This is a genomic window from Pseudoalteromonas sp. NZS127, assembly GCF_015864805.1.
Classification (GTDB): Bacteria; Pseudomonadota; Gammaproteobacteria; order Enterobacterales; family Alteromonadaceae; genus Pseudoalteromonas; species Pseudoalteromonas nigrifaciens.
Window position 1 is genome coordinate 19,949 of the sequence record NZ_JADYWN010000023.1, and the last position, 12,069, is coordinate 32,017.

Consider the following 12,069-nt stretch of genomic DNA (forward strand, 5'->3'; position numbering starts at 1 on the left):
TGATGGTTATTACAATAATAACGGTAGTAGTACAGTAAATTTAGCGCACTAGTTCTACACAAGTTCAATGCTTATAAAGTCATTTTTTATTAATGGGTAATATTAAAAAATATGACTGCATTTACTTTATTCATCAGCATTGTTTTTTAGGTGTACAGCACTTTATAAATAGCGCTGTAGTGTAGCTTAAGTTAGGGTGGCGATAAATCATTTACGCTATTTTGTATAACCTTAATGCTTTATGAATGCGGCAAAACATGTTTAGATAGCTTTATTAAACTAAATAATTACTAAAGGACAAAACATGAACGCTTTTAGGCTGTTAGTTGCCTTTATTGGCTGTATTGCATTACTGCCAATGAGCTATGCAGAGCAAGGATATCAAACGCCATCGGCTGAACTTGCTGCATTAGTAGATGCTAAGTTATCGCCCACCAGTAGTTTGTCAGACGATGGCCAATGGCTGGCATTGTTTGAGCGCAAACGTGTTGTGTCGCTAGATGAGTTGGCAAAAGAGGAGCTTAAACTGGCGGGCATTAAACTCAACCCGGCAAACTTTTCACGCTCACGCGTAAGTGCAAAATACAGTGCGATGCAAATTAAACACGTACAAAGTGGTACGGTTATTAATATTAATAACTTGCCACAAGGTATTATTCGCGCGCCAAAGTGGTCATCAAATAGTGAGTACTTAGCCTTCGTGGTTGAGCAAAAAAATGATGCGCGTTTATGGTTATACAATGTAAAAACAAAACAAGCTAATGAGCTAAACTCAATTGCGCTAAACTCTGTCCTTACTGCATCCCCTTATGAATGGCTACCCGATAGCAGTGCCTTGGTTGCAAATTTAGCCGTGAATTTAGGAAAAACCAGGTTACAAAATGATAGTCAAAGTACTGTGCCTGTTATTCAGCAAAGTAGCGGCGAAAAAGCCCCTGCACGTACTTATCAAAACTTATTAACCGGTCCGTTTGATGAGGCGCAGTTTAAGTTTTATGGCCAAGGGCAACTCGCCTATATAACGCTTGATGGACATGCGCAACCGATTGGCCGCCCTGCGTTGCTTAAGTCATTTTCAGTATCACCCGACTCAACCAATATATTAGTGGCAAGCATAAACGAGCCATTTTCGTATCAAGTTCCATACAACCGCTTTGCTACAACATGGCAAATATGGGGAATGCGTGGTTTTTCACTAGTTGAGCTGGCAAAACAACCATTAGCCGATAATATTCCACAAGGCTACGACAGTGTACGTACTGGCAGACGTGACTTTGAGTGGCGAGGCGATCAAGGTGCAGAGGTTATTTGGGCTGAAGCGCAAGATGGTGGTGATATGAAAACCGATGTTGAATATCACGACTTTATTTACAGCTTACGTGCACCGTTTAAGCGCGAGCCTAAACTGTTTGCTAAAGTAGAGCGTCGTTATTCGGGTATAGAATGGGGTAACGATAATATTGCTATGCTCAGCGATTGGCGCTTTAGTGACCGCCAAGTGCGTACTTATATTATTGCCCCACGTGATGCTGATAAAAACCGCATATTATTTTCAGAGCGTAGTTACAACGATGCCTACAAAGACCCTGGTAGAGCACTATATGAGCGCAATGATTTAGGCAGCAAGGTAATAAAAGTGGTTGGCGGACGCTATCTATTTTTACGCGGTAATGGCGCATCAGAGCAAGGTAATGTGCCGTTTTTAGATCAATACGATGTAAAAACGAATAGCAGCAAACGTTTGTGGCAATCAGCGGCACCTTATTATGAGCGTGTTCGTGCGTTACTTGATGACGAAGGTAAGCGTTTTATTACTATTAGAGAGTCTAAAGCAGAGCAACCTAACTTTTTTATTCGTGATTTAAATAAACAAAATTTAACTCAAATTACTAATTTTGAGCACCCTTACCCTGCATTTAAAGGCGTAACAAAAGAGCAATTACGTTATACCCGAGATGACGGTGTTGAGCTTTCAGGCACACTTTATTTACCACCAGGTTATGATAAATCTCAAGGTCCATTACCTGTATTAATGTGGGCATACCCGCTTGAATATAAAGACAAAGCAGTCGCTTCTCAAGTGCGTGAATCGCCTTATGAGTTTACCTCTATTGGTTACTGGGGCCCAATGCCTTACTTAGCTAAAGGTATTGCGGTGTTTGACGATCCTAAAATGCCTATTGTAGGTATTGAGGGCAGTGAACCAAATGATAACTTTAGAAAGCAACTAGTGGCCAGCGCACAAGCTGCCGTAGATGTATTGGTTAAAAAAGGAATTGCTGATAAAAACAATATTGCCATAGCAGGGCATTCATATGGTGCATTTATGGTGGCTAACTTATTAGCGCATAGTGACTTGTTTAAAACCGGTATTGCCCGCAGTGGCGCGTATAATCGCACCTTAACGCCGTTTGGCTTTCAAGGCGAAGAGCGCGACTTTTGGCAAGCCCAAGATGTGTACGCAAACATGTCGCCCTTTTTTCATGCCGAAAAAATTAACGAGCCAATGTTGATGATTCACGGGCAAGAAGATCCGAATTCTGGAACTTTTCCAATGCAAAGTGAGCGTATGTACGCCGCGTTAAAAGGCTTAGGTAAAGAAGCGCGTTTAGTTATGCTACCTCATGAAGCACATGGTTATCGAGCCCGTAAAAGCTTACTGCATGTCTTGTGGGAGCAAGAACAGTGGTTAGATAAGTACTTACTAAATGATTCAGCTGAGCCGGTAAAGGTAACGACTGAGCAAGTGGCAGAGCCAACACCGAGCCAGTAGTAAAGTACGTGTTTATGCTGTGAGAGCAAGAAGATCCACTCTAAATCTCACGGCACTTTCCCAATGCAAAGTGAGCGTATGTACGCCGCATTAAAAGGCTTAGGTAAAGAAGCGCGTTTAGTTATGCTACCCCATGAAGCACATGGTTATCGTGCTCGTAAAAGCTTACTGCATGTCTTGTGGGAGCAAGAACAGTGGCTAAACAAATACCTGTTAATGGATGAAGAGGCTGAGCCGGAAAAGGTAACAACTGAGCAAGTGGCAGAGCCAACACCGAGCCAGTAATAAAGTACGTGTTTACGCTGTGAGAGCAAGAAGATCCACTCTAAATCTCACGGCACCTTCCTAATGCAAAGTGAGCGTATGTACGCCGCGTTAAAAGGCTTAGGTAAAGAAGCGCGTTTAGTTATGCTACCTCATGAAGCACATGGCTATCGAGCCCGTAAAAGTTTACTGCATGTATTGTGGGAGCAAGAACAGTGGTTAGATAAGTACTTACTTAATGACTCTGCCGAGCCGGAAAAGGTAACAACGGAGCAAGTGGCAGAGCCAACACCGAGCCAGTAGTAAAGTACGTGTTTATGCTGTGAGAGCAAGAAGATCCACTCTAAATCTCACGGCACCTTCCCAATGCAAAGTGAGCGTATGTACGCCGCACTTTAGAGCAACAAAATGTATTTTTGCACTTTATCATCTCAGACTTTTGCCATATATGAGTGTATAAAATTTCCAAATTCAGACGCTTTTTGTTTTTCATAATAAAGGATAAATAACGCGAAAGCCTTGCTGTTCAGGGCTTTCAAGTGGGAAGATGTTTTACTAATAGGTAAAATTTATTTTGGGCTGATACTTTGTTTAAGGGGGAGGTTACCTTACCAAAAATTGGCTCAAGGTGAGCGAGTACAAATGGTCATATTACATATCATTTATCTTTCACCTTAGCTCTTTTTCCTTTACCCTTTCGCCTAGAACCTATTACAACTTTGTCTTTAACCCATTACGAGTTTTAAATGATTGATATAACAGTACTCGCGGTATTTATTCCCACCTTCTTTTTTGTTTCGATCACCCCAGGTATGTGTATGACATTAGCCATGACGCTAGGCATGAGTATTGGCGTGCGGCGCACTTTGTGGATGATGCTTGGCGAGCTACTCGGCGTTGCTAGTGTTGCAGTTGCTGCAGTGCTAGGCGTGGCGAGTATTATGCTTAATTATCCAGAGGCGTTTGCTATTTTAAAGTGGGTAGGCGGTGCATACTTAATTTACATTGGTATAAACATGTGGCGATCTAAAGGAAAAATGTCGGTAAATACCAGCAATGCTACAGCTGTAAGTCGCCAGTCACTGTTTACGCAAGGCTTTGTAACTGCAATTGCCAATCCAAAAGGCTGGGCGTTTATGATCTCATTACTACCACCATTTATAAACATTGAACATGACGTAGCCCCGCAACTTTTAGTGTTGTTAAGTGTAATAATGGTTACCGAATTTTTAAGTATGTTGGCTTATGCAACAGGTGGAAAAAGCTTACGATTATTTTTAACGCGCGGTAATAACATCCAGTGGATGAATCGCATTGCGGGCAGTTTAATGGTCGCCGTTGGTGTATGGCTGGCTTTAGGGTAGTGCTTTAATAGATTAATTACTCGGCATTACAATATTAAAAAAGTAGTTTTCTTTTGTTATTAGCTCCTAAAATGGGTAAAAAACATTGATTATGTAAAAATGAGCTGAAAGTATTAACCTCAGCTGAACGCCTTGCTGTGGTTACATTTGTTGCTATTTTAATTACAAACAATAAAAGTTTCTTAATTTTCTGTATTGCAATTTGTAACAAATTCGGTAATTCTAACAAAATATTCAAGGAAGAATGAATTAAGTCAACGGCTTAGCTACATGCTTTCTTGCCTTTTAAATGTACAGGGAATTGCCACATGAAAAAAACTATCCTTTCTGCGCTTATTTTTGCTCCTCTTTTTGCTGGCTGTGTGTCTACAGCTGATACTTCTGGTGACTTAGATCGTAACGCTGTTGTTGCTGAGTTATCTACACGCATGGATACACTTGGTTACCAACACCCGGTAGACATTGTGCCAGGCATCAATGAATTTCTAAATGCATCGGCTATGGTGCTTGAGCGCCAATATAAAGTAATGGGTCAGTACCGTACGTCTACTGATAATCATCGTGATGTTCAAGCTTTTTTATATGCATACAAAGATGCAACACCTGAAGAGTTACAAATAGCTATAACTGAATTTGATGCGGGTGCAAAAAATAAAGATGAAAAAATTGGTCATAAAATTGCTGCCTATAACCAAGCAAACGAAAGTATATATCAACAAAACGTCGCACTTGCTACCGACTTAACCGTTGAAATTGCAAAGTCTGCTTATATTTTATCTCAATATAAAAATGAAGTAGCGATGGCATTAGCGCTCAGTGCTGGCAGTAGTATGATGGGTATGTTTGCTGGTGAGGAAGATGAAGCAGAAAATCCAAAAGATATTGGTGTGGCATTGTTAAAAGCAAAAGATCAGCTTTCGTTAGCATTAGAAGCGAATGAAATTATTGAATTAGAGCAAGCGACTATTTCATCAATTAATGAGCTACAGCTAGAGCTAGAAGCGAAAGGTTAATGAAAACAAGCATTTTTGCCTTTTTATTGGCATTTGCTTGTACAAGCTCAGCGCAAAGCTGGCCTGTTTGGGTAGTTCAATCGCAACAAAGTGATGAATACATTACTGCGGTGGGTATTGGTGAGAGCCGCTTAGCTGCAAAGCAAGCGGCTTTAGCCGAGATTGTAACCCAACTCAGTGTTGATGTAAGCACCCAGCAAACACAGTTGTTGAGCAAGCAAAACAATAAATTAGCCAGCTATTTTGAGCAAGCAACAACACTCAATAGTTTACCGTTTACATTAACGGGGATTGAGCAGTTAAATGCAGTTGCACAAAACAACTTATTTGCTTTAAAAATGGGTGTTAAAAAGTCGGTTATAGTAAAAACGTTAAAATCTGATTTATCGGTACTATCGCGAATTACCCCTCCAGAAAAAAATGCTGAGCAACGTTTTATTTGGGCACTGCAAAATAGTGGTTTACTAAACCAAGCGATAAAAAAGTTAGCAGTTTTGGAGCATTTATCAGGTTCTGAGTTGTTGATTAAATCAACACTGAATAATTTATTAACCGAACAGTCAATTGCACTTAATGCAGTTGCGTGCGATGTGATTGGTGCAATCAGCGCACACGAAATTAAATCTGCTTTAAACGACGCATTACCTCACAGCGGCGACACACAACTATGGCTTCGTCCACAATTACGTTGGCAATACGCGCAAACTACAACTAAACACTCTGCAAAAGCCATTTTATCACTAGCACTAACACGCAGCACTAGCCCTTTTAAAGTGTTATTGCAACACGATTTAAATGCCCAAGAAAGTGCCGCTACGCGTGAAAATGCCAAACAAAAAGTGATTCAAAACTTAGTGCAACAACTTAAAGCGCCTGCTAGCCAATGGCTGTTTGATATTTAGGAATAATAATGAAATTAGTAAAAAAATTAACTCTGTCAGCATTAACACTTGCCTTATTAGCTGGTTGTCAAACAAAGCCTGGCAGCAGTACGCAAGTAGAAAAAGTAAGTAATCGTGCATCGAATGCGGTTGTTGCTAAAAGTGCCTACGACTTTAAAGATCACGATATTACCATTCCTGCCTATTTTGATACTCAAGGGCTAGAGCGTTGCACCTTTGATGTTAATAATGAGGCCGAAAGCTGCCCACTGAAAAAGCCCATAGTACGTATGTATTTTGACTTAGCTCAAGTAGCTGGCAGTGGCATTGGTGTAGATGCAATGCGTGAGTTCGATAATGAAAATTTACTCTTTATGCTCGAAAACCAGTTTGCCGGTATTAGCCGCTTTAGAATTATTACTCGCGATGACGATACAATTTCCAAAGAACAGCAAATATTTTTAGAGCAACAGGGTACAAATGCGGCCGCTAAAAGAGCTGAAGTAAGGGCATTAATGCCAGATTTTATTGTAAAAATAGATTCACTCAGAACACTAAAAACCGAAGGGGGTTACAGCGATTGGGCCAATTACACGCTAGAGCTTACCACTGGGGTGATTAACCCTCAAACACGGGAAAAACTATCGCACCCTAACCTTGGAAAAATCCGCGTTAAGTCAGAAGACGTGCGCGAACGCTCAGAATTGAAGTTTCACCGAGTAAATAATCGTTATGTTGCTGGTTTTCGATTTGATGATAGTGCCCATGTAAATGCAGTAATCAATGATATGGGCTCGCGCGGTATTGATATTTTACTTACCCGTATGCTCAGTGAAATGCCTGCAACAGCACAAGTGTTAGGTATTAAAGGAAATAAAATTAGCCTTGATCGTGGCCAAAATGCCGGGGTATTACCTAACGAAACTATGATTGTTTTTAGTTATGAAGCGGGTTTTGTGGAGCCAATTGGCGTTGCGAGTGTCATGCCTTCTAGTAACAGTGCTCAAGGCGAAATTATCCGCTGGAAAGATTCTGATATTGCAGATGACGTTAAAGGTAAAGCTAAAAATGGTATTTATCGCCCAGCAAAAGGTGCAAAAATATTTGCAGTTTCGGTAGGCACACCAGCTGGATTTTTGGAGAACCGTACATGATCAAAAAGCTTTGCTTATTAGCGTTATGCTCCTTAAGCGTACAAGCACAAGTGGATGTTTTAGCGGATGGAACATTACAAACCCAGGCGTGTGCTTATGGGCGTGGTAGCACTGCTATTTCTGGTGCAAAAGCGCAGGCCAGTGCTGAGCTTATAAGTTTTATTAAAGGTAATAAAAGCCTGACAACGCAAAGCGCACAGCAGCATTTAACAACCAATTTAACAGATGATGCCGCCAGTTTATATGAGCAGCAACGCACTACTATGATCGAAGGTTTAAATGCAGGTGCAGTTCCTTTAAATTACTCAGCGCCAGCACTCAGTGGTAACGACACTTGCATGACGGTAAGCCTTAACCCACAAGAATTAGGTGAAATACAAGAGCAAAGCTGGCAACAAGCGACCCAAGATATAAGCGTGACAGTAATAGGTCAAGGCTGGAAAAAAGAAGGTAAAACAGCATTAATTAATGCTGAGCAAGATGCACTACAAAGAGCTGTATCTCAGGTGGTGGGGGTTTGGCTTACGCAGCAACACACGCAATCATCAAGCATGAGTATGAATATTGTTGACGGTAATGAGTCAACCAATATGCAGGAGTTGATTGGTCAGCAGCTTTCTAGTCATAGCGAAGGGTTGGTTAAAGAGTGGCAAACGCTCCAAAGTAAGCAGCTAAAAAATGGTGGCGTAGAAATTACGATAATGGCGGTAGTCGAAAAAGCACCGCTAATTCAGCAGGCATCGCAATTGTTGAGTATGATTGGCTCACCTAGAGTACAAGTAATCGCTCCTGAGCAATTAAAAACAGAGTTAAAAGTTTGGTTGAGTGAGCAAGGTATTGAAGTAGGTGGTGCGGCGAGTTTAGTGATTTATGCACAATCTGATGTTATTAAACGTGGTAATAATCGTCAACTTCGCTTAAGTGTTAATGTGCGAGATTTAGCTGGCAACATTTATGGGAATTGGAAAAACGATCCTTCATTTATGTCTTTGCCTGATGACCCTTACGTAGAAAAAGATTTAATGGCAGTACATTTAGCCAGTGAATCGCAGTCAAAAGCACTGCACAGTACGCTTAATACTGCGTTTACTCAAGTTGTTGCAAGAGGCGGATTAGTAAGAGAAGTTCTGTTGCCAAGTAATAAATTAACGCAACCAGAAAAATTGCATGCTGTATTAAGCACTTTAGGTGGTGTAAGCGACGTAGCTATCGATAAGCGCAGTGACTATACAGTTGCAAGCCTTAGATACAAAGGTAATACCGGTGAGCTTGCCCATGCACTTGATCAAGCATTAGCAACGATTACCGCAAAAACACTTTCTAAAATTACAATCGAAAACGACTTTACACTCAGGTACAAATAAGGACAGATGATGAAATTGAAAATATTAACATTAGCAATGGTTTTAGCTATGCCTGCAATTGCAGCTGAAGAATTTAGTTTAACAGACATGATCCCAGCTCGCCCTGGTGCACAAGTAGCTAACGCAGATCAAGCCCAAGTGTCGGGCGATGTAGTGGTTGCAAAAGATACTAATGTAGCGGTAGCTGTTGCCCATCAAGCGCTGATTGATGACGATGAAGACGGCATAAAAATGATTCAAGTAGGCAGTGGTACTGGTATTTTATCAATTGGTAGTGCTAGCTATAACACTTATGACAACATGAATGCGACATTGCTTTCAAAACGAGGCGCTTATAATCAGGCTTATTTAATTGCTAAAAAGCAATTAATAGAAAACATGAAAGGTGTTGAGCACCAATGTAGCAATGTAGTAAGTGCAACAATGGATGTAATAGATACCGGTGTTGAGGGTGTTGCAAACGAGCAAACAAATATGATGGAAGCGTGTAAGGAGTCGGTATCGGGTTCTTTAGCAGGTTTTGTTACTTATGACGTGTACGATAACAATGAAGAAAAAGGAGTACGCGTTAGTTTAATATCGACACCTAAAACACGCTCGCAAATAAAAGGTAACCGAGGTGCAGTTGCTGTGACTACAGAGCCAAATGCTATTTTTCAACAAGTAATTAGTGATGTTAAATCAGGTGTTTTACCGCCGGTTGGCGCAAAAGTGTTAACTAACGCCGATAGCGGAGAAGTAATAGTACTAGGTTATGGTTCGGCAATAATACGTGGTAATAAAAATAATAAAGTGGCACGTAAATTAAAAGGCGCTGCTAAATCACAATCGCAAACGCGTGCACGCTCAGCGCTTTTAGCCACTATGCAAGGAGAGAAAGTATATTGGGAAGGTAGCTTTGACGAAAAGCAAATGGAAGGTACCCAGCAGTTTGAATACGACGATCCTAACCTAAATGATCCACAGCAAGTAAAAGTGCTAGAAGAGGATAGAAATACATTTTTAAACCAATTAAAAGTGTCTGATGAATATGCAACATTGTCTAAAGGTAAATTACCACCAGGTGTGAGTGTAAAAAGCTTTGCAAGCGATGACGGCTTTTGGCAGTACAGCGTTGCTGTTTATGCGCCAAGCTTAGAAGCAACGGCACGTCAAGCAGCTAAAGAAATGACAGGCAATAACGGCAATACAGTAAATGGTATGAGTCGTTCAGGTCATAAAATTAAAGCGGTGGGTGGTTTAAACGAAAAAGCGGCTAATCCACAAGGTGCTTCGGGTAAAGTAGCGAGTGAAGAGGAGCTTTAATGCTAGCATCTATTTTAGCGCTTTCGTTGGTGGCTTCGGCCACCTTCGACTCAGAGCAAACAATTGAACAGCAAACTGCTTTTTTTAAAAGTCAGGCTAATGGTCAATACGCCCGAGTTAAGGCGTTAAAATCGAGTGCAAAAAATGCGCTTGAGCAGGCATGTCGTAATGCATTGACCCTGCCTGAGCGCAGTATTATAAAAAGTACCTTAGCTAATAAGCTTAATATTACCTTACCAGAATCGGTGAGTTTTATTGAAGCTGAGGTTACGGGGTATAAGCAAGAAAAACAGCAAGAATGGCTAACCTGTACAGGTATTGTTACCCCTGCTGCTGCAGACATAAACGAGGCAGGTTTAGCAATTAGAGCAGCATGGCAAGTAGGCAAACAGCAAGATAAAAATAACTTGCGTGCATTACTTAAAATAGCAATGGCTCACCCATCGACTATATCTGATGCCGTTGCACTTGTTGCCGACCAATCACCGCAAAGCGAGCGCCTAGCTTACCTAGATAAATACTTAGTAGCCGATGAACTTAAACTTGATGACGCGAAAGTGTCTGTGGCGCAAGTATGGTTTAAAGACATGCGCTACCAACAAGTCATTTCATTAATGCAACAGTGTGAAAGTATTGATTGTAAACGTTTAGGTTTAGCCGCAGAGGCTGAATATGAGCAGCAAAGCGCAGATGATTTAAGCAGCTACTTTTAATTTATAAGGATATAAAAAGTGTACTTGAAAAGTAAATACTTACTAAGGTTAAGTACTATTGCATGCCTTACTTTAAGCTTAAATAGCCTAGCCAAAACAAGTGATGAAGCCGAATTTGAGGCTTTTTTAAAGCAGCGTCAAAGTGAGTTTAGTCAGTACGAACAACAACAAAAGCAAGAGTTTGAAGCGTTTGTGAGTGCCTGGCGTGATGCTGAGAGTGCTTATTTAAAACAAATAACTGCGAAATGGCAAGACCCAAACCTACCTAGCTCAAAAGTGTGGGTCAAATATAGTGACGATTTAAATAAACGCACCAGTGTAAACTTTGAAAGCGGTGAAGTGGTTGTTGAGTTATTAAGTAGCAAAAGCGATGAGCAAGCAGTTGAATATGCAAAAGAGCAGTTAAACGAGCTCTCACAGGTAACCGTAGATAAAACGCTTGCCAAAGATCCAATTTATATTACAGCAAATAACACACTTAACAGTAAAAGCATTATCTCAACAGGCAAGCCCTTAAATAACAAGGTTGAGCAAAGTAAACCACTAACCGCTACTCAATCTAAAAAAGTAGCTGAGCAAACAGTGCTCTCTACAGAAATTGTACAAGAGGTATTAGCTGCAAAGGCTCCTGTAATAACTAAGCAAAAAGATAGGGTGACAATTAGCTACAAATTGCCTGCTAATACGCTTTCAAACCAAGCAAAGCGTTATTTGCCAGAGGTAAAAGTACAAGCTGCGCGTTATAACTTAGAGCCAGCCTTATTGTTAGCCATAATACATACTGAGTCGAGCTTTAACCCACTGGCACGCTCACCTATCCCTGCATTTGGTTTAATGCAAATAGTGCCTACCTCTGCGGGTAAAGATGTAAGTAACTTCTTGCAAGGTAAGCCGTTATTGCTTAGCCCTGAGTATTTATTTAAGGCAGATAATAACGTAGAAGCAGGGAGTACTTATCTGCATATTTTAAGTAATCGCTATTTTAAAAATGTACGTAACGAGCAATCAAGACTGTATATGAGCATAGCCGCATATAATACTGGCCCAGGCAATGTAGCTAAAACTCTCAGCGGCTCAAACTCACTAAATCAGGCAAGTATTGCTGCTAATGCAATGTCGGCAGATAAGATTTATGCCTATATGGTGAATAACTTACCTGCACAAGAAACCCGTAATTATTTACAAAAGGTGGTTAAACGCACCGCATATTATCAAGCACAATTGAAAGGAATTTAAAT

The 12,069-nt window shown here is 40.7% G+C and carries 9 protein-coding genes and 2 pseudogenes; all 11 read left to right on the plus strand.

Going from position 1 to position 12,069, the window contains the following annotated elements:
• The first annotated feature begins 304 nt into the window (after window positions 1-304).
• The 11 genes and pseudogenes from I6E78_RS16165 (at window position 305) to I6E78_RS16215 (ending at window position 12,067) form a co-directional block, all read left to right on the plus strand.
• Window positions 305-2,773: an alpha/beta hydrolase family protein gene (locus I6E78_RS16165; protein WP_197182898.1), complete on the plus strand. Its 2,469-nt coding sequence runs from the start codon at window positions 305-307 to the stop codon at window positions 2,771-2,773.
• 51 nt (window positions 2,774-2,824) lie between these two features.
• Window positions 2,825-3,058: pseudogene (locus I6E78_RS16170) on the plus strand (alpha/beta hydrolase family protein); the annotation flags it as partial.
• Between the two features lie 51 nt (window positions 3,059-3,109).
• Window positions 3,110-3,340, plus strand: a pseudogene (locus I6E78_RS16175) (alpha/beta hydrolase family protein); the annotation flags it as partial.
• A 443-nt stretch (window positions 3,341-3,783) separates the two neighbouring features.
• Window positions 3,784-4,401: a LysE family translocator gene (locus I6E78_RS16180; protein ID WP_011329872.1), complete on the plus strand. Its 618-nt coding sequence runs from the start codon at window positions 3,784-3,786 to the stop codon at window positions 4,399-4,401.
• A 308-nt stretch (window positions 4,402-4,709) separates the two neighbouring features.
• Window positions 4,710-5,414 carry a hypothetical protein gene (locus tag I6E78_RS16185; RefSeq protein ID WP_197182901.1) on the plus strand — a complete coding sequence of 235 codons (705 nt, stop codon included), beginning with the start codon at window positions 4,710-4,712 and terminating at the stop codon, window positions 5,412-5,414.
• Window positions 5,414-6,316 carry an LPP20 family lipoprotein gene (locus I6E78_RS16190; protein WP_086994620.1) on the plus strand — a complete coding sequence of 301 codons (903 nt, stop codon included), beginning with the start codon at window positions 5,414-5,416 and terminating at the stop codon, window positions 6,314-6,316. The genes I6E78_RS16185 and I6E78_RS16190 overlap by 1 nt, the downstream gene beginning before the upstream one ends.
• 8 nt (window positions 6,317-6,324) lie before the next feature.
• On the plus strand, window positions 6,325-7,449 hold the full coding sequence (locus I6E78_RS16195) for a hypothetical protein (RefSeq protein WP_086994617.1): 1,125 nt from the start codon (window positions 6,325-6,327) through the stop codon (window positions 7,447-7,449).
• Entirely contained in the window at window positions 7,446-8,813 is a 1,368-nt protein-coding gene (locus tag I6E78_RS16200) for a hypothetical protein (protein WP_197182902.1), read from the plus strand. The genes I6E78_RS16195 and I6E78_RS16200 overlap by 4 nt, the downstream gene beginning before the upstream one ends.
• Before the next feature lie 6 nt (window positions 8,814-8,819).
• Window positions 8,820-10,118, plus strand: a complete 1,299-nt coding sequence (locus I6E78_RS16205; protein ID WP_231618022.1) for a hypothetical protein — start codon at window positions 8,820-8,822, stop codon at window positions 10,116-10,118.
• On the plus strand, window positions 10,118-10,831 hold the full coding sequence (locus I6E78_RS16210) for a hypothetical protein (RefSeq protein WP_086994608.1): 714 nt from the start codon (window positions 10,118-10,120) through the stop codon (window positions 10,829-10,831). Before I6E78_RS16205 ends, I6E78_RS16210 begins: the two co-directional genes overlap by 1 nt.
• Before the next feature lie 18 nt (window positions 10,832-10,849).
• A complete protein-coding gene (locus I6E78_RS16215) occupies window positions 10,850-12,067 on the plus strand; it encodes a murein transglycosylase domain-containing protein (protein ID WP_197182903.1) in 1,218 nt (405 codons plus the stop codon).
• Window positions 12,068-12,069 lie beyond the last annotated feature (2 nt).

Bases quoted from the DNA above. Each gene is read 5' to 3' on its own strand.
- I6E78_RS16165 (WP_197182898.1), top strand. From the start codon at position 305: ATGAACGCTTTTAGGCTGTTAGTTGCCTTTATTGGCTGTATTGCATTA.
- I6E78_RS16180 (WP_011329872.1), top strand. From the start codon at position 3,784: ATGATTGATATAACAGTACTCGCGGTATTTATTCCCACCTTCTTTTTT.
- I6E78_RS16185 (WP_197182901.1), top strand. From the start codon at position 4,710: ATGAAAAAAACTATCCTTTCTGCGCTTATTTTTGCTCCTCTTTTTGCT.
- I6E78_RS16190 (WP_086994620.1), top strand. From the start codon at position 5,414: ATGAAAACAAGCATTTTTGCCTTTTTATTGGCATTTGCTTGTACAAGC.
- I6E78_RS16195 (WP_086994617.1), top strand. From the start codon at position 6,325: ATGAAATTAGTAAAAAAATTAACTCTGTCAGCATTAACACTTGCCTTA.
- I6E78_RS16200 (WP_197182902.1), top strand. From the start codon at position 7,446: ATGATCAAAAAGCTTTGCTTATTAGCGTTATGCTCCTTAAGCGTACAA.
- I6E78_RS16205 (WP_231618022.1), top strand. From the start codon at position 8,820: ATGATGAAATTGAAAATATTAACATTAGCAATGGTTTTAGCTATGCCT.
- I6E78_RS16210 (WP_086994608.1), top strand. From the start codon at position 10,118: ATGCTAGCATCTATTTTAGCGCTTTCGTTGGTGGCTTCGGCCACCTTC.